21 protein-coding genes, 1 tRNA gene and 1 other annotated feature are annotated in these 21,457 nt (G+C 37.2%); of the genes, 8 read left to right on the top strand and 14 right to left on the bottom strand.

The annotated features are described in order from the left end of the window. The first annotated feature begins 320 nt into the window (after window positions 1–320). Window positions 321–1,145, top strand: a complete 825-nt coding sequence (locus P3T75_RS02515; RefSeq protein WP_230711287.1) for an NAD(P)H-hydrate dehydratase — start codon at window positions 321–323, stop codon at window positions 1,143–1,145. A 177-nt stretch (window positions 1,146–1,322) separates the two neighbouring features. Here P3T75_RS02515 and P3T75_RS02510 read toward each other — a convergent pair whose 3' ends face one another. The 4 genes from P3T75_RS02510 to aspS all read right to left on the bottom strand — a co-directional run bounded on the left by P3T75_RS02510 (window position 1,323) and on the right by aspS (window position 8,679). Further along, entirely contained in the window at window positions 1,323–3,686 is a 2,364-nt protein-coding gene (locus tag P3T75_RS02510; RefSeq protein WP_282462125.1) for a phosphoketolase family protein, read from the bottom strand. A 243-nt stretch (window positions 3,687–3,929) separates the two neighbouring features. Continuing rightward, complete coding sequence (locus P3T75_RS02505; RefSeq protein ID WP_282462124.1) at window positions 3,930–5,819, bottom strand: acyltransferase family protein; 1,890 nt, start codon at window positions 5,817–5,819, stop codon at window positions 3,930–3,932. A gap of 58 nt (window positions 5,820–5,877) precedes the next feature. Then, on the bottom strand, window positions 5,878–6,753 hold the full coding sequence (locus P3T75_RS02500; protein WP_206903619.1) for a YitT family protein: 876 nt from the start codon (window positions 6,751–6,753) through the stop codon (window positions 5,878–5,880). A 153-nt stretch (window positions 6,754–6,906) separates the two neighbouring features. Beyond that, the gene (gene aspS, locus P3T75_RS02495; RefSeq protein ID WP_282462123.1) at window positions 6,907–8,679 is read right to left on the bottom strand and encodes an aspartate--tRNA ligase; all 1,773 of its coding nucleotides are present in this window, start codon (window positions 8,677–8,679) and stop codon (window positions 6,907–6,909) included. A 618-nt stretch (window positions 8,680–9,297) separates the two neighbouring features. On the opposite strand from aspS, the gene P3T75_RS02490 reads away from it, so the two are divergent. Further along, window positions 9,298–10,236 carry an aldo/keto reductase gene (locus P3T75_RS02490; protein WP_282462122.1) on the top strand — a complete coding sequence of 313 codons (939 nt, stop codon included), beginning with the start codon at window positions 9,298–9,300 and terminating at the stop codon, window positions 10,234–10,236. Between the two features lie 59 nt (window positions 10,237–10,295). After that, complete coding sequence (locus P3T75_RS02485) at window positions 10,296–10,724, top strand: acyl-CoA thioesterase (protein WP_282462121.1); 429 nt, start codon at window positions 10,296–10,298, stop codon at window positions 10,722–10,724. Window positions 10,725–11,009: 285 nt separating this feature from the next. On the opposite strand, the gene P3T75_RS02480 is transcribed toward P3T75_RS02485, so the two are convergent. The 5 genes from P3T75_RS02480 to P3T75_RS02460 form a co-directional block, all read right to left on the bottom strand. Next, window positions 11,010–11,474 (bottom strand): S-ribosylhomocysteine lyase, encoded by a 465-nt coding sequence (locus P3T75_RS02480; protein ID WP_206903615.1) that lies wholly within the window; start codon window positions 11,472–11,474, stop codon window positions 11,010–11,012. A 53-nt stretch (window positions 11,475–11,527) separates the two neighbouring features. Beyond that, the gene (locus tag P3T75_RS02475; protein ID WP_206903614.1) at window positions 11,528–12,172 is read right to left on the bottom strand and encodes a class I SAM-dependent methyltransferase; all 645 of its coding nucleotides are present in this window, start codon (window positions 12,170–12,172) and stop codon (window positions 11,528–11,530) included. Further along, window positions 12,173–13,318, bottom strand: coding sequence for a cystathionine gamma-synthase (locus P3T75_RS02470; RefSeq protein WP_282462120.1), 1,146 nt, complete (start codon window positions 13,316–13,318; stop codon window positions 12,173–12,175). It abuts the gene before it with no gap. 50 nt (window positions 13,319–13,368) lie between these two features. After that, window positions 13,369–14,298, bottom strand: a complete 930-nt coding sequence (locus P3T75_RS02465; protein WP_282462119.1) for a PLP-dependent cysteine synthase family protein — start codon at window positions 14,296–14,298, stop codon at window positions 13,369–13,371. Window positions 14,299–14,607: 309 nt separating this feature from the next. Then, window positions 14,608–15,258: a hypothetical protein gene (locus tag P3T75_RS02460; protein ID WP_282462118.1), complete on the bottom strand. Its 651-nt coding sequence runs from the start codon at window positions 15,256–15,258 to the stop codon at window positions 14,608–14,610. 149 nt (window positions 15,259–15,407) lie between these two features. Here P3T75_RS02460 and P3T75_RS02455 point away from each other — a divergent pair. Further along, window positions 15,408–15,481, top strand: a tRNA-Pro gene (locus P3T75_RS02455). A gap of 161 nt (window positions 15,482–15,642) precedes the next feature. On the opposite strand, the gene P3T75_RS02450 is transcribed toward P3T75_RS02455, so the two are convergent. Next, window positions 15,643–16,638 carry an LPXTG cell wall anchor domain-containing protein gene (locus P3T75_RS02450; RefSeq protein ID WP_282462117.1) on the bottom strand — a complete coding sequence of 332 codons (996 nt, stop codon included), beginning with the start codon at window positions 16,636–16,638 and terminating at the stop codon, window positions 15,643–15,645. A 167-nt stretch (window positions 16,639–16,805) separates the two neighbouring features. Between P3T75_RS02450 and P3T75_RS02445 the strand changes: the two genes are divergently transcribed. The 4 genes from P3T75_RS02445 to P3T75_RS02430 all read left to right on the top strand — a co-directional run bounded on the left by P3T75_RS02445 (window position 16,806) and on the right by P3T75_RS02430 (window position 19,325). Further along, window positions 16,806–17,411 carry a DUF1054 domain-containing protein gene (locus P3T75_RS02445; protein WP_206903610.1) on the top strand — a complete coding sequence of 202 codons (606 nt, stop codon included), beginning with the start codon at window positions 16,806–16,808 and terminating at the stop codon, window positions 17,409–17,411. 484 nt (window positions 17,412–17,895) lie between these two features. After that, window positions 17,896–18,171, top strand: coding sequence for a hypothetical protein (locus P3T75_RS02440; RefSeq protein ID WP_282462116.1), 276 nt, complete (start codon window positions 17,896–17,898; stop codon window positions 18,169–18,171). 8 nt (window positions 18,172–18,179) lie between these two features. Then, window positions 18,180–19,004 carry a hypothetical protein gene (locus P3T75_RS02435; RefSeq protein WP_282462115.1) on the top strand — a complete coding sequence of 275 codons (825 nt, stop codon included), beginning with the start codon at window positions 18,180–18,182 and terminating at the stop codon, window positions 19,002–19,004. 147 nt (window positions 19,005–19,151) lie between these two features. Then, window positions 19,152–19,325: a tyrosine-type recombinase/integrase gene (locus P3T75_RS02430; protein ID WP_282462114.1), complete on the top strand. Its 174-nt coding sequence runs from the start codon at window positions 19,152–19,154 to the stop codon at window positions 19,323–19,325. Between the two features lie 119 nt (window positions 19,326–19,444). Here P3T75_RS02430 and rplT read toward each other — a convergent pair whose 3' ends face one another. From rplT to P3T75_RS02410, 4 genes are all read right to left on the bottom strand, one after another. Further along, window positions 19,445–19,804, bottom strand: coding sequence for a 50S ribosomal protein L20 (gene rplT / locus P3T75_RS02425; protein ID WP_173103647.1), 360 nt, complete (start codon window positions 19,802–19,804; stop codon window positions 19,445–19,447). Between the two features lie 62 nt (window positions 19,805–19,866). Continuing rightward, the gene (rpmI, locus tag P3T75_RS02420) at window positions 19,867–20,067 is read right to left on the bottom strand and encodes a 50S ribosomal protein L35 (RefSeq protein WP_016173762.1); all 201 of its coding nucleotides are present in this window, start codon (window positions 20,065–20,067) and stop codon (window positions 19,867–19,869) included. A 52-nt stretch (window positions 20,068–20,119) separates the two neighbouring features. Further along, the gene (gene infC / locus P3T75_RS02415; RefSeq protein ID WP_016173761.1) at window positions 20,120–20,641 is read right to left on the bottom strand and encodes a translation initiation factor IF-3; all 522 of its coding nucleotides are present in this window, start codon (window positions 20,639–20,641) and stop codon (window positions 20,120–20,122) included. A gap of 25 nt (window positions 20,642–20,666) precedes the next feature. After that, window positions 20,667–20,792: a sequence feature (ribosomal protein L20 leader region), on the bottom strand. Between the two features lie 229 nt (window positions 20,793–21,021). Beyond that, the gene (locus P3T75_RS02410) at window positions 21,022–21,231 is read right to left on the bottom strand and encodes a hypothetical protein (protein WP_016173760.1); all 210 of its coding nucleotides are present in this window, start codon (window positions 21,229–21,231) and stop codon (window positions 21,022–21,024) included. Window positions 21,232–21,457 lie beyond the last annotated feature (226 nt).

Here is a 21,457-nt window from a genome sequence, read left to right as displayed (position 1 = left end):
AAATAGGTGCATTCAAAATCGTTTGTCTTCGTATAAAGCTTCGTTATTTTCCCAACCATCATACCACTTTTAAAGGCTTTTTGACAAAGGATGGCGATTGATTTTTGGTAAGGGGGAAAAGATTCGTTATAATGAACTAAAAGAAGATCTAACAAAAAAATTAATCCCAATAAATTTTTTACTATTCATTTTAAAATTCTAAGAAACTTATTGCATATTTCACGCAAAATTTTACTTACTTTTCATCATAGCAAGTAGGTTTTACAATTTTCAAACAACACTGCTTAAAAAGCTGTCAATAACTACCAAAGGAGTAAAAAATGGAGACTTTAACTGAAGAAATTTTAACGACCGTTATAAAAAAGCGACCTGCAATTTCCCATAAAGGAACTTTTGGTCGTGCAGTTTTAATTGGCGGCAATGCCCAGTACGGTGGCGCCATAATCATGAGTGCAGAAAGTTGTCTTAAAAGTGGAGCAGGTCTGGTAACAGTCATTACCGCAAAAGAAAATCACGCTCCTCTTCACGCCCGCTTACCTGAAGTCATGGTACTTGATTGGAACGAACCAAAAGCTCTGCGTACAATTATTGAAAGTGCTGATGTTCTCTTAATTGGCCCTGGTCTCGGATTAGAAGAACATAGTCTCGCTTTATTAAAATTTGTCTTGAGCCGACAAGAAAAACAGTGGCTAGTCATTGATGGATCGGCTATCAGTTTATTCGCCCATGAAAAATTAACGCTGCCTCACCCTGACAAGACTGTTTTCACCCCTCATCAAATGGAGTGGCAACGTCTAAGCGGGATTGCTATTGCAGATCAAAATGAAATAACCAATCACACCTATCAAAAAAAATTAGCTGCCACAATTGTTGTCAAAAGCCACCGTACAGAAATTTATACAAACAAAAAGAATTATCGGTGTCCTTTAGGTAATCCCGCCATGGCTACCGGTGGTACCGGTGACACATTAGCTGGCATTATTACAAGTTTTCTAGCACAATTTGCAGCAAAAGACGCTGCTGTTTGCGCCGCTGTTTATCTTCATAGCTACATTGGTGATTTGCTTTCTGCCAAAAATTACGTCGTTTTACCGACAACTATCAGTGCTGCTATCCCTCGGTACATGCACCATTTCAGTAATTAACTAATTTATTCGCTTCATTTTCCAATAAACAAAAAAAGACTGGACTAATAATAAAAAATACCGACCTCCAGAAGTTAGATTTTTGGTCTAACTTTTGGGGGTCGGTACAATTTGGTCTTATCTTTTTTATTTATACATCACAAAAAAAGATACTTCTGTACAATTCATTTATTACGACTACAATTCTTCCCAGCGCCAGTTTTCAACTTCTGGAATATCTACGCCATTAGCACGAATATAGTCGTGGTGATAATTCAGTGTATCTGTCATTTTTTGGACAAATTCAGCGCTTTTAGAACCATAAACTGCTCGTGCAGCATCTTGTGCAACATGGAAACGATCCATTTCAGAGAATACACGCATATCAAAGGGCGTTGTAATATCGCCATTTTCCCGATAGCCGTGGATGTGAAGATTACGATTTTCACGATCAAAGAAGATATCGCGAATCAAACCTTCATAACCGTGGAAGCAAAATACGATTGGCTTATCTTTGGTAAAATAACTGTTGAATTCTTCTGTCGTTAAGCCCCGCTTATCAACAGCTGGATGACGTAATTTCAACAAGTCAACAACATTGATAAAGCGAATCTTCAAGTCGGGAAATTCTTTGTGCAAAATCGTTATCGCTGCTAAAGCTTCCAAGTTTGGTTCAGTCCCTGCTGCGGCAATGACAACATCGGGACTTTCATCTCCATCTGTTGAGGCCCATTCAATAATCTTCAAGCCATCTTTCACCAATATTTCTGCTTCTTCCACCGAATAAAATTGCGGACGGGGATGTTTAGAAGACACGATTAAATTGATTTTTTCTGACGAGGCGAGTGTTTCTGCCATTACTGCCATTAAGGTATTGGTATCAGCTGGTAAATATTCCCGAATAAATTCCGGTTTTTTCTCAGCTAAATGCGTTAAAATTCCCGGATCTTGGTGGGTATAGCCATTGTGATCTTGTTGAAAGGCAGTCGAACTAGAAATCAAATTCAAAGAAGGATATTGTTTTCGCCAAGATTGTTCATGGGCTTTACGCATCCATTTGAAATGTTGGGTAATCATAGAGTCCACCACACGCAAGAAAGCTTCATAGGAGGCAAAAAATCCATGTCTTCCTGTTAATACATACCCTTCTAAGAATCCTTCACTTTGATGTTCTGACAATTGCGAGTCAATTACTCGTCCAACTGGTGCTAACCATTCGTCATATTTAGGCTTTTCTGGTTCCAACCATTGGCGATTTGTGACATCAAATATTTCATTTAAGCGATTCGATTTTGTTTCATCTGGACCAAAAATTCTAAAATTATGCGGGTTAGCTACGATTAAATCCCGCGCAAATTTACCAAATTCAATCATATCTTGGGCGGTTATTGCACCAGGGGTTGTCGTATCAATAGCATACTTATGCCAATCTGTTATTTTTAATGGTTGCGGATCAAGACCACCGTTTGTAATTGGATTGGCTGACATTCGTTTTTTTCCTTTGGGAGCTATTTTACGAATTTCAGCTTTAATTGTTCCATTTTCATCAAACAATTCTTCTGGGCGATATGATTTTAACCATGTAACCAGTGCCTTACTATGATCCATATGATTACCATCAACTGGGATAGGAACTTGGTGCGCCCGAAAACTGCCTTCGATTGCCTCACCATCCCATTCTTTTGGCCCGGTCCAGCCTTTTGGTGTGCGACAGATAATCATAGGCCAATGTGGCATGACCGCTTGTTCAGCTTTACCTTGACGCGCCTTTGTTTGGATCTCTTTAATTTTTTCGATGGCGTTATCCATGACTTTAGCCATTTGTGGATGTAGAGTTTCAGGATCATCGCCACTGATAAAAATAGGCGCCCAACCCATTCCTTCAAAATATTTTTGTAAGTCTTCATCTGTTTTTCGCGACAAAATTGTCGGATTAGAAATTTTAGCCCCATTTAGATGTAAAATTGGTAAGACAGCCCCATCATTAACTGGATTAATAAAGACATTTGAAAACCACGATGTTGCTAGCGGCCCTGTTTCTGCCTCTCCGTCTCCCACGACGGTAGCGGCAATAACTTCTGGATTATCTAAAATAGCGCCTGTTGCATGGGACAACGAATAACCTAACTCGCCACCTTCATGAATAGAACCTGGCGTTTCTGGTGCTGCATGAGAAGCAATCCCGCCTGGAAATGAGAAAATCTTGCACAGTCTTTTTAAACCAGCTTCATCCTGCGTAACTTCTGGATAAATTTCTGAATAACTTCCATCAATATAAGAATTTGAAACCATTACCTGACCGCCATGACCAGGACCTTCAATGTAGAACATATTCAAATCATACTTATTGATTACTCGATTTAAATGGGCGTAAATAAAATTTTGACCTGCAATTGTTCCCCAATGACCGATGGGGTGAACTTTAACATCTTTTTTGGTCAGTTCATCTTTAAGTAACGGATTGTCCTTTAAATATATTTGTGCAACTGAAATATAATTTGCCGTACGCCACCATGCATCAACTTTTGCTAAATAAGCTTTTGAATCATAATCTACTGTCATTGTTATGCTCCTTTTAATTAAGTTTTCTGCTAGATTTCTTTAGTAAAGATACGCTTATTACTTAAAAAGTACATCTCTTTTCTTGGCCTTTGTCAAAGCTGTTTACCATTTAATGGTACCACAATCCATTCATAAAGATGTTTTCAACGTCTTTATCACTTAAGTAAAAAACTCCCTTTACCAAGCCGATCAGTTAATACTGATAAATACTTGGATAAAAGGAGTTTTCTTTCTTATTTCAGTTTAGGCTTTAATTAAACTGTCCACCATTAGTTTTACATAACTGGTTAACCCATCTGGATTGATGTGGGTGCCATCTTCATAAAACCACTCACCATGGTTGATACTATAGTCATACCAATCAATGATTGTTAAGTTTTTATATTGCTTTGCCATTTTGGTCAAAGCTGCATTAACTGTGCCTTGTGTTCGAACAGTCGGGGCACGCATATTGATCCAGTAAACTTTGCGGTCTTTCCCCATTACATTCATAATGTCGCCAAATTGTTGGTCTGTAAATGGACTGTTGGTCCCAAGACCAATAATGACTGTGTCATGTAACAATTTATCATCTTTTAGTTTTTGCAGTAAATCTACGCTAGCATAGACCTGCCGATTAATTTCAGCGTCTACTACTGAATTCGGGAACATTTCGTTTAAACCTGCTGCTGCGCCTAACATGACCGAATCACCAAAGAAAGTAAATTTCGCCGCATCAGATTTTTTTACTTGTTGGTCTGTGACACCATATTTCTTGGCTAATTCTAAATGTTGTTCTGCTTGTTTTGCGGTGGCTTCTTTATCTTGACTTCCACTAGTTGAGCTTTCAGTTGTCTTTTCTTTTGCAGTTTTTTTCGATTCAGCGGCAATCTTGCGATTGGCTAAGATCTGTTCTTTCATTCTTTGTTGATTAGCATCCACGTGATTTACCGGCGCAATAACTAAACCCACCAGTGTAATTGCTAAAATGGCAATAGTTGGGATTAGCGCTGGTTTCTGGCGACTTAAGATTGGTTTTTTAAACCAGCCTTTGACTGTCTGCCAAGTTTTACTGTAGTCAAAGTTTTTTAATGGCTTTTCAAAGAACTGATACGATAGTTCACTCAAAAGCATAATTAAAAAGATTTCAACTATCGTGTGTAGCAAAACATTGTCTGCTAAGTTTTTTATTTTTGCTTCATAAAAAATCATGACCGGATATTGATACAAATAAATCCAATAACTCCGACTGCCAATGTAGCTAAAAATCGGATTGGTAAGCCATTTGTTTAAGCTGGCACCAGGATGTACCACGACGGCCAACAACAAAACACATAAGATACTGATTAAAAAGAAGCCGCCATAATACAAAAATTTACTTTGATCACTTAAGAAAAAGAAACTCAAAATCAAAAGGAGTAAAGAACCTAATCCCACCCCATTTAATAAGCGTTTGGCTTCACGAGGAATTTTTTCTTTTAAATGATTCGAAGGCCAAATGAATGCTAACGCACTACCTAACCAAATTCCAAAGACACGGGTATCCGTCCCATAGTACACCCGTGTTGGATCGCTACCAGGCTTAAATAAAATCGCCATCCAGATTGCCGAAGCAATAGCACCAATCACAATGGCAATAAAAATCTTCCCTCTTTTTTTCAAAAGCAACATCAATATAATAAATATAATGGGCCAAATTAAATAGTTTTGAGCCTCAACAGCGGTGTACCAAATATGGGTAAAAGGCGATTCATTATTGAAGCGGTCAAAATAAGAAGCGCCATTATTGATTTGCCACCAGTTATTGAAAAATAATAGGCTACTAAAAAATACGCCTCGTAAATTATTCAAGAGGTTACGTTGAAATAACGTAATATACGCAGTGGAAAGCACCATTACCAAAGCTAAGTTGGGCCACAGACGCTTTAATCGTTTTTTGTAAAAGGTCAGTAAGCGAATCTTCCCAGTTGCTTGCCACTCTTGATTTAAATGATCGGTAATCAAATAACCTGAAATTGCAAAAAATATCGCTACCCCTAAATAGCCACCTTTTACTTTATCAGGCAAAAGGTGATAAAAGATAACGCCTAAAACAGCCAAGGTGCGCACACCATCAAGGCCGGTAATGTATCTTCGTTTTGTTTTTTGTTCCATGACTTCGCCACTTTTCAAAATAAATTCTTGTAGATTATTTCCTTTTTTATCTTGCTATTTATAATTCTTCTTCATAAAAACGTCCTAAAATTTGAACATTTTCGGCAATACTCACAAAGGCCTTCGGATCAGATTCACGCATAGCCTGTCGTAATAACGGTAGCTCAAAGCGTGTACACACAGTTAAAAGCACCGTCTGTTTATCGTGTTTATAAGCGCCTTCTGCCTCATTAATAATAGTAATTCCCCGACGCATTTTATCTTGAATATGATGAATAACCGCATCTGGGTGACGGGTGATAATGGTCACCTGCATTTTCTTTTGCTTGGTAAAAACGGCATCAGTGACTTTGCCACTAACAAAAATAGCGATGGCACTATATAAAGCATATTGCCAGCCAAAGAGTAAGCCTGCAGCAAACATAATCAAAATATTAAAGATAATGGAAATTGATCCCACCGTCTTACCGGTCTTTTTTTGGATGGCAATACTGACAAAATCCAAGCCCCCAGAAGATAGACCACTTCTTAGTGCATAGCCAATTCCAGCTCCCATGACGGCACCACCGAAAATAGCACAGACAATTGGATCTGTAGTTAAAACTTCTTCTGGCATAATCTGCATAAACAGTGAGGTCAATATAACTGTAATCCCGGTAAAAATCGTAAACTTATGGCCTACCTTATACCAGCCAACTAAAAATAATGGCAGATTTAAAATCAATAAATTTGCCGAAACCGGCAGATGAAACCCTAATAAATCTTTAGATAGTGTCGTGATGATTTGGGCTACCCCAGTAATCCCACTAGAATAAATTTTCCCCGGCTGGTAAAAAAAGTTCACCGCAATTGAGGCTAAAATTGCGTAAACCACTGAAAACGAAAACTTTTGCAAATAGTCAGTAAAATTGACTTTTTGCGCAATATTTTTCATGATAAAAAAGCTCCTTATGCCTTTAACTAAGAGGCCAGCCAAATCAATGCACAACACAATAATTCAACTTTCTTCTCGCTGTGTACATTATACGAAGTCTAGCCCAAAAAGAAAAGGACAACCCACCAAAGTGAGCGTCCTTTTAAGATTCTTTTAGTCTTCTTCTGTAGCGGTCACATCAATACTTAATTCAAACAACTGCAAAGGTGAAACCGTGCTTGGTGCTTGCGTCATTGGATCGGCTGCTTTCCCATTTTTTGGAAAGGCAATGACTTCGCGAATATTGTCTTCTCCTGCCAACAACATAACAAAACGATCTAAGCCTAATGCGATACCCCCAAGTGGTGGGAATCCGTACTCTAGGGCATCTAGTAAGAAACCAAATTGTTCTTGCATTTCCACTCGACCAAAACCTAGTGCTGCAAACATTTTTTCTTGTAATTCACGTTCATGAATACGCAACGAGCCGCCACCTAATTCATAACCATTTAAAACAATATCATAGGCCTGGGCATATACTTTAGTTGGGTCGGTTGTTAAATATTGAATATCTTCTTCTTTTGGTAAAGTAAATGGATGGTGCGCAGAAACATAGCGCCCTTCTTCTTCACTGTATTCAAATTGTGGCCAGTCTGTAATCCACAAGAAATTGAATTTACTTTCATCAATTAGCCCTAATTCTTTGGCCATTTTATTACGAACAGCCCCCAAAGCAGCCGTGACTACGTTAAATTGATCGGCACCAAACATAAGCAAGTCTCCAACTTGCGCGTTTGTTGCTTTTATAATTTCTGCTTCTTTTTCGGTTAAGAATTTAGCAATTGGACCTTTTAAGCCATCTTCTTCCACTTTCACCCAGGCTAATCCTTTGGCACCAAATTGACTAACATAATGCGCATAGTTGTCCATATCTTTGCGTGAATATTTGCTGGCAGCACCTTTGGCATTTAATGCTTTAACCACACCACCAGAAGTTAGTGCCATTTGGAAAACTTTGAAATCGACATCTTTTACAACATCGCCTAAGTCCACCAATTCCATTTCAAAACGAGTGTCGGGTTTATCACTACCATAACGATTCATCGCATCATCATAAGTCATGCGTGGAAATGGCAATTTTACATCCATGCCTTTAACTTCTTTCATCACGCGGGCGATCATGCCTTCAGTTAAATCTTGAATTTCTTCAACTGTTAGAAAACTCATTTCCATATCTACTTGGGTGAATTCTGGTTGTCGATCGCCCCGTAAATCTTCATCCCGGAAACAACGGGCAATTTGATAATAGCGATCAAATCCAGCATTCATCAATAGTTGCTTAAATAGTTGTGGTGATTGCGGTAATGCATAAAAATGTCCTGGGTGTACCCGAGAAGGAACTAAATAATCCCGTGCACCTTCTGGGGTTGATTTACCAAGGTAAGGCGTTTCAATATCCAAGAAGCCATTTTCATCTAAATAATGACGAATTGCTTGGGTGGTTTTATGACGCATGATAATATTTTGTGTCATTTTTGGACGACGTAAATCAATTGAACGATTTTTCATCCGAATTTCATCGCTAATTTCTTGCTCGTCTTCAATTGCAAAGGGCGGTGTCTTCGCTTTGTTTAAAACTGTAATGTCACTTGCGATAACTTCGAATTCACCGGTTTTCATTTTTGGATTAATTGCTGCTTCATCCCGTAAAATAACTTTACCCGTTACTTCAATTACGTATTCACTGCGACATTTGTCAGCAATTTCCCATGCTGCTTTTGATAATTTGGGATTGAAGACAACTTGCACGATACCTTCTCGGTCACGCAAATCAATAAAAATTACGCCACCTAAATCACGACGTTTTTGAACCCAACCTTTTAATGTAACTGTTTGTTCTAATTCTGCTTTTGAAACTAAACCACAATACACAGTTCGTTTTGCCATTTTTTACCCTCCATAGACACTTTTTTAATCAGTAATTGGCAGTTTTTGAAAAACAAAAAAAGCCCTTGTTCTCACAAGGGCGAATTGTTAGTCCACGGTACCACCTATATTTGAAAGTTAAACTTTCCTCAACACCGATAACGTTGGTGAAACGGAAGCGGCTTTGCACGCGCTCATCTCCAGAATGTCTTTGACAAATAAGACTTAAACTACTTTCAGCCAAGGTAGTTCTCTCTAAAAAGTGACTTATCTGCTACTCTTTCTTTCACTGATTTTAACTATTACTGTTAAGCTACTAGAATTACGTGAAAATGTCAAGATTTTTCAAAAAGCTTTTCAAAAAAATGACGGACTGCGATGAAAAAATGCTGAGTAAACTTTGTTTAGTTCCCCAAAAATAAGCGTGAAATTTTTGAAAATTGTTCCGCAAGTTTCTCAAGATTTCGACTTTTCGACTTATTGTTACGAAGAGTTAGTGCTTGCAGCTAGCTTTTTTTCCTCTTTTTAACTAGGAACATAAGAAATTAATTTTACACAAGACGTTTCAATTCAGCTTTTTGTCAGATTGATTTAGACTAAAGTAAAGATAGAAAAGTAAACATACAGGAGGTCTTTTTCATGGCAGATGTACAAATTGGTAAATCACAAGTTTACGCATCAACTTTAGGACTTGGTACAAATAAAATTGGTGGGCATAACCTTTTCAAAAATTTAGATGACGAAGTGGGCAAAGAGATTTTACGCACTGCGCTACGCAATGGTGTCACCATGCTAGACACAGCCTATGCTTATGGTTTGGGTCAATCGGAAAAATTAATCGGTGAAGTTCTACAAGAAGATGAATTTGATCGGGCTCGCGTGATTATCGCGACCAAAGCTGCCCATATTCCTGGCAACGAAGACAAAATGGACAATCGTCCCGAATTTTTAAAAAATGCCGTAGAAGATGCTCTACAGCGCCTACAAACAGAGTACATTGACATTTTTTACATTCATTTCCCAGATGAAACGACACCAAAAAATGAAGCTGTAAAAGCTTTACATGAATTAAAAGAAGCCGGTAAAATTCGGGCCATTGGTGTTTCTAATTTTTCTTTAGCGCAAGTAAAAGAAGCAAATTTAGACAATTATGTCGATGTTGTTGAAGACAATTACAATTTATTACACCGTAAAGCCGAAACAGAATTGTTTCCTTATTTAGACAAACACCAAATCAGCTTTATCCCTTATTTCCCATTAGCTTCTGGTTTGCTATCAGGAAAATATACAGCGGATCAAAAATTTTCTGCTCCAGACCCGCGAAGTAAAAAAGCCGATTTTACCGGCGAACGTTATCAAAAAATTATCGCCACAATGGAAGAGATGAAGATTATCGCTCACCGTAACGATGCCACCGTTTCACAATTAGTTTTGGCTTGGTATTTGAAAAATCCCCATATTGCTGCTGTGATTCCTGGTGCTCGCAATGAAGAACAAATGCGTGCCAATGCAAAAGCAACAGACATTCGCCTCAACAATGACGATTATGAATTAATTGATGATTTATTCCGTTTTTAATATTCTGGTACTTTTTATAAAAGACTGCTATGCTAAATAAAAAAAAGACAGGAGCAACTATGGAGAAATATTCAGGATATGTCCGCAGTCCCCATTATTATGAAACCGACCAAATGCAAATTATCCACCACTCCAATTATATACGCTGGTTTGAAGAAGCTCGTGTTGATTTATTGGAACACTTGGGGCTGCCTTATCACATTTTAGAAGCAAGCGGCATTATCGTCCCGGTACTTGGGGTGAGTTGTCAGTATAAAGATATGATTCGTTACGGTGATACGGTAAAAATTCATGTTTCAGTAGAAAAATACACCGGTACCCGTCTAAATTTTGCGTATCGTATTACACCTGTAACAGATGAAAGTAAAATCTTGACGACAGGTGACAGTCAACACTGCTTCTTGCAAGGGGATTCCGGGCGTTTGGTCCACTTAAAAAAAGCAAACCCAACCTTTCACCAACTATTCAGTGATTATACAGCCCTCTAAAAATTTATTAAAAAAGGACTAGCCAGAAAAATTGAAAGAATCCTTCAGCCCTGAGAGATAAGATCAGAACTTTTTTAAAATTGTTGCTTAATTTTTTGGAAATTTCGTCTTGTTTCTTAAAGTGCTAGTTTGTGAAACAGCCACGGATACAGCTGCAATTAATTTCACGGGAAAACTTTATATCTTCTGATTAAAACTAAAACACCGAGATAAAGGAAATGACGTCCTTGATCTCGGTGTTTTTCACGTAAGCTCTGAACAGCTAAGAGCTTGAGCTTAACTTTTTTATTTTGTAGCAAAAACTTCTGACCACTCATCTTCTTTAGCTAAAAATTCTCGGGCTAAGCTTTTAGCACCTTCCAACGTATGATTAGCTGCCCAGCCACATTGTTTTTCATTACTTGCAGGCACTTCTGTCGCTTCTAATACATCTTCCATCGTTTTTTTCAAAACACTTAAGATTTCAGCGTAATTATCATGATTTAAAACTGTTAAGTAAAAACCGGTTTGGCATCCCATCGGGGACCAGTCTACAATATAATCGGCATGATTTCGAATTAATTCGGCTGTTAAATGCTCCAAAGAATGCAAGCTTTTCATTTCCATATGTTCTTTATTGGGTTGTTTAAAACGGACATCATACTTAATAATCGTATCGCCATTACCCCCTGTTTTACGATCAGCAACGCGAACATAAGGCGCGCTTACTTTTGTGTGGTCTAAATTGAAACTTTCAACATTCATCTTCATTGTTGATACTCCTTTTCATTTAAATTTCCTGAATTTTTGGGGAAGTTTTTGCATTATTTTTTTACAGCTTCGGCAATCCAGGCAAAGGTGTTAATCTGCCAAAATTTTACCGCAAAACCAGCTTCATGGAAATAGTTTTCTAAATCTGGTAATAAAGGATAGTATTCTCGTTGCAAATCAGCAGCGAGTGTTAATTTTTCAGCCTTCACAGCTTCTGTAATTACATCATCAAAGCGGATTTGCGAAACAAACATCGTATCACCAATAATGACTTTGCCACCTTTAGGTAAAAGTGTGGCGTATTTTTTTAGCGCTTGTTTTTTTTCTATGCCATTTAAATGATGGAAAACAAAATTCGCGGCAATTGTATCGATGTTATCATTTGGCACAGGAAAATTTTCCATATCGCCAGTCAAAAAATCCACCTTTTCAAGTTCAGGCTTACTTTGGGCCAGCGCTCGCATTTCAGCTGATGGTTCAATTGGGTAAACAATTTTACCAGCATTTAATAAACTAATAGTTAAATTACCCGTACCGCTGCCAAATTCTAACACAGTTTGCCCTGACTTTTCAGCAATCATGTGCAACATCTCATTATAGTTTGAAAAGACCTCGGCATATTCACGATCGCCTCCTGCCACTGTATCATCATATGCGCCAGCCCACTCTTTAAAAATCGGCATAAACTCCAAACCCATTTACAATCCCACCTTTTCAAAGGCAAATTTTAAATCTGTCAATAAATCTCGTTGATCTTCTAAACCCACTGATAAACGGACCAAGCCGTCTTTAATCCCTGCTTCTTCTCGTTTATCTTTGGGAATGGATGCATGGGTCATTACTGCAGGAACTTCGACCAAACTTTCAACACCACCTAAACTTTCACCAAGGGTAAATAAAGTTAAACTTTCTACCCATGTTGTCGTTTTTTCTTCTGCCAAAAGTTCAAAAGAAACCATGCCGGAAAAGCCTTGCATTTGTTTTTCTGCGATTTCAAAACCCGGATGTGTGCTAAGACCCGGGTAATAAACTTTAGCAACAGCCGGGTGATTTTGTAAAAATTCAGCTATTTTTAAAGCGTTACGCTGATGTTCTCGCATACGCACGCCTAAAGTTTTTATTCCCCGTTGCATTAACCAACTGTCTTGGGGTCCTAGCACTGCTCCAATCGCATTTTGCAAAAAGCCGATTTTTTCTGCTAATTCATGACTATTCGTCGTCACTAAACCAGAAACGACGTCACTATGTCCTCCTAAATACTTCGTGCCACTATGCACCACAATGTCTGCCCCTAAGTTTAAAGGTTGTTGAAAATACGGTGTAGCAAATGTATTATCCACAATTGTCAAAAGATTATTGGCTTTGACTAATGCCGCAGCGCCTTTTATATCTGTGATTTTCAAAAGTGGATTACTAGGAGATTCCAAGTAAAGGGCCTTCGTATTTGCTTGAACATTTTCGGCAATATTACTTAAATCACTCGTGTCAATTGTTGTATAGGTCAAGCCATTCTTCTCAAAAACTTGTGCCAGCAAACGAAACGTGCCGCCGTAAACATCATCTCCTAGTAAGATGTGATCTCCAGGGTTAAATAAAGATAAAACGGTGTGAATACCTGCTAAACCAGAAGCAAAGGCAAAGCCTTTTACCCCACCTTCTAAATCGGCAATTAATTTCTCTAAGGCAAATCGAGTAGGATTTCCTGAGCGAGAATACTCATACCCCTTTGGTTTACCAACAGCATCTTGTTTGTAAGTAGATGTTTGATAAATTGGGACACTAACAGCTCCTGTAGCAGGGTCTGTACTAATACCCCCATGAATAAGTTTCGTATTGAGATGCATAAAATTTCCTCCTCAAAATTTCTTTTGATAAATTTTTACTGTTAATTCTTTTAATAATTTGTCCGACTGTAAATTTTTTTTGATAAATAGCGATCGCCTGCATCAGGAAAAATTGTGGCAATCACACTAGCAGCAGGCAATTTTTGGGCCACATTCACTGCCGCTGCTAAAGCCGCGCCACTGGAACTGCCAGCCAAAATACCAAAGGTTTGGGCTAATTTACGCGTATAAGAAAATCCTAAGTCATCACTGATGGTTTCATAGCCACTGATTGTTAAAGCTTCAAAAAATGGCGGAATAAATTCTACCCCAATGCCTTCAATTTCATGACGATGACTTTTCCCACCGTTTAAAATAGAGCCCACTGGTTCTACACCATACAACAAAATTTCAGGATATTTTTCTTGCAAGTAAGCGCCTGTTCCAGCAAAAGTGCCCCCTGAGCCGACTCCTGCTACAAAAGCCGTCAACCCACTTGGAAACTCGGCCGCAATTTCTGGGCCTAAGGTTTCATAGTAAGCTTGTGGATTTTCTTTATTTTCAAATTGCAACGGCAGAAAACTATTAGGAATTTCTGCTGCTAATTCCTTGGCTTTTTTGATTGCACCACTCATGCCAGCAGCTGTTGGCGTATGAACAATTTCAGCCCCCAATGCTTGCATTAACGCTTGTTTTTCCAAACTAAATTTTTCTGGTACTACAAAAATGGTTTGAATATTATACGGTTGCGCCGCTAACGCTAACCCAATTCCGGTGTTACCTGCTGTCGGCTCAATCAACGTACCCCCTACTTGCAGTTCTCCTTTTCGTAGCGCTTTTTGAATTAGAAATTGCCCCAAGCGATCTTTAATACTGCCGCCAGGGTTTAAAAACTCCAGTTTTGCAAAAATTTCTGTCCCCAAAGGCAACGGCAATTGTTTACTGGTAAACCGTATCATTGGCGTCTTGCCGATCAATTCATCAATCTGATTTACTATCATGTTTTTACTCCTTATTTTGACGTTGAAAATAAAAAAAGAGGTACTGACTATTAATCAGTACCTCGAAAAGTCTAAAAATATTTGCAAATATACTCTGGTGCACGCAGAATTATTTACGACAAATTTTAGAAACTAGGTCTATTAATAGGCATGACAAAATGGTATGCTGCAATTTTTTGCACCATACAACAACAATCTGCAACTAAAACAGTTCGCTGTGCCATGTCCGCCTGACCCCTTTTCTTAAAATTTGATACAAATCTACCATCCACAACATTTGCTGTCAATAAGTAAATTATTAAATAACAATCAAAACAAGATTTGAACAAAGCGCCATAAATAACGCAGTAATCGATATAAAATAAATAAGAAAAACAGATTTCCTAAAATGAAATTCACACCATTGCCAGCGGTAGCCTTCAAATTACTCCAAGTAAAACGGCGTAAAAACCTAGGCACGTTACTGTAACCATTGCGTTTTAACCGAAACTTCTCTTCATAAGTCAGCTCCAACATATCATAATAGTAAAGCTCCAAAGGCTGCAGTGTAAAAAAGTTTTTCGCAAATCCGACTAACAAAGTATATTGCTTATTACTAGCAGGTAAGTTACGCGCCCCTTTTTTATTAATCGCAACGATTAATTGCTTATCTTTTTTGACATTATACGTATATTCCGCTTCTTCAATTTGAATAATTTCAGCTGTCGGATTATTTTGTGCTAAAAAGTCAGCATAAACTTTGGGAAATTCCTGCAGCTTTTGTAGCAGTAGAAAAGTTACCCCTAAAAGTATGACGACAATAACACCATTTACAAGTAAATGATCTTTAAAAATAAGACTGTAAATAACAATAATCAAAAGTGCTAAAAGTGATAATACAATCCGCTTCATAAAAAACTTGCGATACATCAATGCAATGGTGCGCTCGTAATATGCAAAATCTTGATTGGCAAAATCCATAAAAACCTCCTTAGTCCCTTTAGAAAAGATGACTTTTAATTAGTATAACTGATGACTTGCACTCTGTCATGATGCTAAGTCGTTTTACGAAACACTTGACCTTTTCTTTTGCAAAAATTATCTTTTAGCAGTAACGTAGTAATCGTTGACGGGAAATAGCTCAGCTTGGTAGAGCACTTGCTTCGGGAGTAAGGGGTCGCAGGTTCAAATCCTGTTTTCCCGATTCTATTTTTTTAATTCATCCATTTACTCTGACTACTTTAGTTATCAAAATCATGTCCGTAGTTATAAATTAAATAATCGCTCAAAAAAATATCCTTGTGAATGTAAACTGTTTTTACCAGTTTTTTCCCAAGGATATTTTATTTTCTAGCTATAAAGTGTCTATTTCTTTTTGCGACGATAAAAAATAAAAGTAACGCTAATAATTACCAATATCCCAATAACTGAAACATAAAACATCGGATTGTCTCCCATTTTTGGTAAAATTCCAGTTTGTTCTTTTTTATTATCTTCTTTTTTAGTTACAGAAGATTCCGTTGTCGTCTCATTAGTAGCAGTGGTTGTTTCTGTGGTCGCATTCGTTGTCACAGGCTTCACCAATTCATTGCGGGCTTGCGGGATTCCTTCAGAGGCATAGCGGGCAATCCAAGCAATAATGCCGGGGAAAAATCGCCCTTCTTCTGCCAACATTTTTTCTTGTAGTGGTGTTATAAAATTTAAAATCGCAAGCAGTTCATCATGGCTTAACTGCCGAATTGAAATAAAGCTACTGTTGGCTGGATAAACAGTTTGCAAGTAATTTTCTAATGCATCGACTTGGTTTTTCAACTCCGACAAAGATAAACCGGTCGCGTCAAAACTTAAAGCTGCAAGTGCTGATGACACAGCAATTGTTTTATCTTGATACAAGGCTGTTAATAGACGTACATACGCACCTAAATCCATACCATAAAAATCTTGATTTATGCGGGTAAATAATTGCAACGCTTCGTCTAACTGTTCATCTGTATAGTTTGCCAACTCTTCTGGCGTAATAGCATATTGCCCACTTGCTAAGGCTTTGCGAATTTCAACTACATTTTGATTAACGGTTTCACTAGCTTCAACAGCTTTAATTCCCGTCTGTTCTTCAATACCATTTTTGATTGCTTCCCCCACTTCAACAGCTGTGGTTGTCGTATCTGTTGTCTTTTCACTTGTCGTCTCTAAAGATGTTGTCGTTTGCGTCGTACTCATCTGCTCAGCCGTTGTGGTGGTTAGTGTTTCTTCACTTTCATTCACATTTGCAGCCGTATTTTCCTCAGCGGCATACGCACTTGGAACTGTTAATAGTGCCATGAAAGCCAAAATCCCCAATACTTTTTTCACTTTGATCACACTTCTTCACTTTTATTTTTTACAAAAACATTTCTTTTGTAACACAATTGTAACATTAACTTAAAAAATAGAAGACTTTTTATGAAAAAAATTTTGAATTGTTATTTTTTATCTGGAAAAGAAAATATGCTATCTTTAAACTAACAATAACTAAAAGGAGTTATGAAATGTTTAATGAAAAAAGCTTTACCGTTTTTACTATACCAGGTTTAGAAGCACGAATGGCTGCTATTCGTAGCGAGATTCAGCCAGTTTTTACAGCAATTGGTAACCCAACTTGCGAAATGCTAGCACAACACTTTAAACATCCTTTTTATCTGCATATTGCCCAACACCGCCGTAGAACTGTTCACCCGCCCGAAAATACTTGGGCCGCTATGAGCGAAGGTAAACGCGGCTACAAAATGAGTGCTCACTTTCAAATCGGTATTTGGCCAGAATATGTTTTCATGTGGCTCTCCATTATCGATCAACCAAAAAGACAAAAAGAAATGGCAGCTATACTGTTAAAAAACACTGCTATATTTGATAGGCTACCAGCAGATACCGTTATGAGTTTGGATCATACCAAAGAAAAAACAGTCCCATTAACGCAAGAAAATTTAGAACATGCCTTACTGCGACTGAGCACCGTTAAAAAAGCTGAATTCCAAATTGGACGAATTATTAAAAATAAAGATGAATTATGGCATCATCCTGCTAAAGCCGCGCAATATATTGAAGAAACTTACAAAGAGCTACTGCCTTTATACGCCTTACTTCAGGACGTGTAAATCGTAAAAAAATCCCTCACGAAATTCGTGAGGGATTTGCAGTAGTTAAATATAATTATTTAGCCAATGCGTCTTTCGCTTGGTCAGCTAATTAATCGTATTGTACTGACTTTTACTATGTTTTATAACAAAAAAAACAGTTTAAAATAGTAAATACAGTTTGAATGAATTTTATTAAGCTTTATCACAGTGGCAACAAATATGGCAATAAATTCTGGCGATACAAAAAGTACCTATTCCAAATAATGGAATAGGCTTTTTAGATTAATTTAGGTAAAAATTAGACAAAACGCAGTATTCCTATAGATACGATTATTTTCTCAATAAGTTTAAAAATATACTATTATAAGTTCACTTTTACTACATTAATGTAATATACAACAAATTTATCAACATTATCAAAAGAGCGACCTTTATTCTTGTTAAATGCAGATAAATATATTAAAATTTAATTATAAAAAAATTAAAAAAGGGGATGTTTTTGATGGGGAAGAAGAGAAAAATTGCATTATTATCCATTTTTCTAGTCATAATTGTAGGAATAGTTACAACAATTACAGTACAGAAAAAAAATGATGAAAAAAAACTTGCTCAAGAACAATTGAACAAGGAAATAGCACGTGGCGAGAAAATACGTTCGCAGAAATTCTTAGATAATTATGACATGGATAATTATTTAGAACTATATGAATCGGAAAAAATGTGGCTTCACTTTCAACAAAAGCAGCAACTGATAGAAAAGAAAAAATTTCAAAAGTAATAGACGACATGGAAGGCAAACAGCTCAAATATGCACAAAGTTCTGTAGAAAAAGAGTTAGATCAATTAACAGATTTAACTAATTTAACATATATTGATGATGTTACTAAGAACAAAATCGAAAAGAAAACAAGTGAATCTATCAACCTCAGCGCATCCACTTCTATAAATGAACTACGCACCGCTATAGTCGATTTAACAGATTTTAGAACTAATATTGAAGAAAATGAGATTAGACAATTGGCTTCACAGCACCTACAAACAAAAATAACAGAATTAAATAAAGTAAAAGATCATAAATTTTGTCCATCTGATAAAAAGCAAACGGCAATTGAGTATATTAACAAAGGAAACAAGTACATTGAAGATAAGAAAGGGTATTCTTTTTTGACTTATCAAAGTAATGAAATTGACTCTTTGAAAGAAACCATAGAAAGCAGTTTTGAAGAAGAGGAAGCCCGTCAAGAAGAAGAAAAAGCCGAAAAAGAGAAAAAGAACCCCCAAACTTATGTAAATACCCCATCCTATGATAGTCTTGCAAGAAATCCAGATAAGTATTATGAAGAAGACGTTAAAGAAAATACAAAAGTAAAATTTTCTGGAAAAGTTCTACAAGTTATCGAAGGATTTTTATTTAATAAAATTCGATTAGCTGTAAACAATGACTATGACAAAGTAATGGTTGTCGAATATTTTGATAGTCAAGTAAATGGTCGTCTATTAGAAGATGATCAAATAACTGTCTATGGATATTCTAGAGGGATTATTACCTATGAAACTGTTCTTGGAGCTTCTAAGTCCCTCCCATTCGCTATAGCGAACGTTATCAAATAAAAAGCAGGGAGCTTTGTAGTGCCCCCCAAAAGTTAGACTTTTTTAGAGTGGAGAAATCCACTCTTTTTTCATGCAATAAAATGAGGATTAGGTAGCTAACTGCTTTTCTAAATTGAATAGGATTTTGCCAATTCAATTTCTTTTTCAATGGAAAGATATCAATATGGTCACAAGCAAATTACTATTCATAAACTACGACATACTCATGTCTCTATTCTTAGTGATCTTGGTGTTCCATTAAAAGACATCTCTGCAAGATTAGGTCACAAAGAAGTTGCTACAACAAAAGAATTCTATTTATATTCTTCAGATGAACAATAGCAGAAATTATCGCAATTAAACACAGAAGATTTGGAACATAGCAATAAAAACGGCAATAAAAAACTCTACCTTCACAATAAAAGGTAGAGTAAACACTGATAAATCAATATTTATACTAATTATTTAGCCAATGCGTCTTTCGCTTGGTCAGCTAGTGCAGTGAAAGCTGCTGCGTCGTTGACTGCAAGATCAGCCAACATTTTGCGGTTGATGTCGATTTCAGCCAATTTCAAGCCATGCATTAATTTTGAGTAGCTCAAGTTGTTCATACGAGCCGCTGCGTTGATACGTGCGATCCACAATTTGCGGAAGTCGCGTTTTTTCTGACGACGATCGCGGTATGCGTAGTTGTATGAATTCATTACTTGTTCTTTTGCTGTTTTAAATAAAGTATGTTTGGAACCGTAGTAACCTTTAGCTAATTTAAGCACTTTTTTACGACGTTTACGAGTTACTGTTCCACCTTTAACACGTGCCATGTTTAATTCCTCCTAAAATAAATCTCGAATTTTTGAAATGGTAAAGCAAGGGTTCAATTAGCTTATTTCATACGAGCTAATTGTTGACGGATACGTTTGTAATCGCCAGCTGACACCATGCTTGCTTTACGCAATTGACGGCGTTGTTTTTTTGTTTTGCCGTGGAAACGGTGGCTTGTAAACGCGCGGAATCGTTTTAATCCGCCTTTACCGGTACGTTTTACGCGTTTTGCTAAACCGCGGTGTGTTTTTTGTTTTGGCATAACTAATTTCCTCCTCAAAATCAATTCTTCATGAACTTTGACTGACTGACGCTTATTTCTCAGGTTTTGGTGCAACCACTAGAAACATGCTGCGTCCGTCCATCTTCGCTTTTTGCTCAACAACTGCGATATCCGCAACTTCTTCAGCTAAGCGATCAAGGACTTTCTGACCAATTTCTTTGTGGGTAATGGCACGACCTCTAAAACGGATCGAAGCTTTCACTTTGTCTCCTTTTTCTAGGAACTTACGTGCATTACGCAGTTTTGTATTGAAATCATTGACATCAATTGTCGGACTTAAACGAACTTCTTTAATGTTGATCACTTTTTGTTTCTTACGAGCTTCACGATCTTTTTTCTGTTGTTCAAAACGATATTTCCCGTAATCCATGATCCGCGCTACTGGTGGTTTCGCACCGGGAGCTACTAAAACGACATCAAGATTGGCTTGTTCTGCAATACTCAATGCTTCTGCTTTAGTTTTAACACCTAATTGTTCACCGTTTTGGTCGATCAAACGCAACTCACGTGCACGAATGCCGTCGTTTACCATCATATCCTTTGCTATGGTCATTCACCTCCAAGTTTTTTGAAGAGAGAAAGCAATAAAAAAACGAGTTCGAATTCGAACCCGCGCGCAAAATCAGCTTGTAAACAAGCGATCTAACTATTCTGCCCAGCAATATCTTCACTAAGGCGAGAAGCGGGTGCTTCTGCTTTCATTTCTCAACTCGTATAATATACTATATCTAAAATTCTTTGTCAACAAGAAAGAAACTTGACTAACTTTTTTATAAATTTCTGTTACCAAGCAAAAAAAAGCCATTTTCTTTTGCAGCAATTCCAAAAGTCAGATTAAAAATCTAACTTTTTAGAAGTACTACATTTCAAGAAACTGGCTTTTATTTGAGCCTGTATTATCTTTTACGATTTTACACCTATACTTTTAATTGCCTAAAAGGTCTGGTTTGGGCCACGAAAATTGGCGCCAGGTAACGGGGTCTCTTCTAACACCTTTTCAAGGCCTTTGCTTTCTTTTTCATCTTTTTCTTCATTGTCATCATCCAGTTGCAATTCTTTTTCCATTTCGTCGATTTTTTCCATTGTCTTATCTTTTTTTGCTTCTTTAGCCAAGTCTGCTAATTGTTTTTCTTTCTCCTCCATTTTCACCACTCCTCTACTATTTAATTTGCCTTCAATGTAAGCGTATCATTTTTAGCACTAAAACTAAAATAGTCCGCTTAGTGCTCACATTTCTTATATTTCACTAAACTTTCTAAGCAAACAAAAAAAGCTGTGACAACAATTGTCACAGCTCTTTTTGTTGACAGTTTTTGTCAACAAACGACGCGTAGGAGTAGTTAAATAGAAAAAGGTGCTATTATTTTAG

The sequence above is a fragment of the Enterococcus montenegrensis genome, assembly GCF_029983095.1.
Classification (GTDB): Bacteria; Bacillota; Bacilli; order Lactobacillales; family Enterococcaceae; genus Enterococcus_C; species Enterococcus_C montenegrensis.
This window is presented reverse-complemented; position numbering and strand designations above follow the sequence as displayed.

Bases quoted from the DNA above. Each gene is read 5' to 3' on its own strand.
- P3T75_RS02505 (WP_282462124.1), bottom strand. From the start codon at position 5,819: ATGGAACAAAAAACAAAACGAAGATACATTACCGGCCTTGATGGTGTG.
- P3T75_RS02410 (WP_016173760.1), bottom strand. From the start codon at position 21,231: ATGGAGGAGAAAGAAAAACAATTAGCAGACTTGGCTAAAGAAGCAAAA.
- rpmI (WP_016173762.1), bottom strand. From the start codon at position 20,067: ATGCCAAAACAAAAAACACACCGCGGTTTAGCAAAACGCGTAAAACGT.
- P3T75_RS02510 (WP_282462125.1), bottom strand. From the start codon at position 3,686: ATGACAGTAGATTATGATTCAAAAGCTTATTTAGCAAAAGTTGATGCA.
- P3T75_RS02440 (WP_282462116.1), top strand. From the start codon at position 17,896: ATGGGGAAGAAGAGAAAAATTGCATTATTATCCATTTTTCTAGTCATA.
- rplT (WP_173103647.1), bottom strand. From the start codon at position 19,804: ATGGCACGTGTTAAAGGTGGAACAGTAACTCGTAAACGTCGTAAAAAA.
- P3T75_RS02475 (WP_206903614.1), bottom strand. From the start codon at position 12,172: ATGGGTTTGGAGTTTATGCCGATTTTTAAAGAGTGGGCTGGCGCATAT.
- P3T75_RS02480 (WP_206903615.1), bottom strand. From the start codon at position 11,474: ATGAAGATGAATGTTGAAAGTTTCAATTTAGACCACACAAAAGTAAGC.
- P3T75_RS02445 (WP_206903610.1), top strand. From the start codon at position 16,806: ATGTTTAATGAAAAAAGCTTTACCGTTTTTACTATACCAGGTTTAGAA.
- P3T75_RS02490 (WP_282462122.1), top strand. From the start codon at position 9,298: ATGGCAGATGTACAAATTGGTAAATCACAAGTTTACGCATCAACTTTA.
- P3T75_RS02435 (WP_282462115.1), top strand. From the start codon at position 18,180: ATGGAAGGCAAACAGCTCAAATATGCACAAAGTTCTGTAGAAAAAGAG.
- P3T75_RS02485 (WP_282462121.1), top strand. From the start codon at position 10,296: ATGGAGAAATATTCAGGATATGTCCGCAGTCCCCATTATTATGAAACC.
- aspS (WP_282462123.1), bottom strand. From the start codon at position 8,679: ATGGCAAAACGAACTGTGTATTGTGGTTTAGTTTCAAAAGCAGAATTA.
- P3T75_RS02430 (WP_282462114.1), top strand. From the start codon at position 19,152: ATGGAAAGATATCAATATGGTCACAAGCAAATTACTATTCATAAACTA.
- P3T75_RS02470 (WP_282462120.1), bottom strand. From the start codon at position 13,318: ATGCATCTCAATACGAAACTTATTCATGGGGGTATTAGTACAGACCCT.
- P3T75_RS02465 (WP_282462119.1), bottom strand. From the start codon at position 14,298: ATGATAGTAAATCAGATTGATGAATTGATCGGCAAGACGCCAATGATA.
- P3T75_RS02500 (WP_206903619.1), bottom strand. From the start codon at position 6,753: ATGAAAAATATTGCGCAAAAAGTCAATTTTACTGACTATTTGCAAAAG.
- P3T75_RS02460 (WP_282462118.1), bottom strand. From the start codon at position 15,258: ATGGATTTTGCCAATCAAGATTTTGCATATTACGAGCGCACCATTGCA.
- P3T75_RS02515 (WP_230711287.1), top strand. From the start codon at position 321: ATGGAGACTTTAACTGAAGAAATTTTAACGACCGTTATAAAAAAGCGA.
- infC (WP_016173761.1), bottom strand. From the start codon at position 20,641: ATGACCATAGCAAAGGATATGATGGTAAACGACGGCATTCGTGCACGT.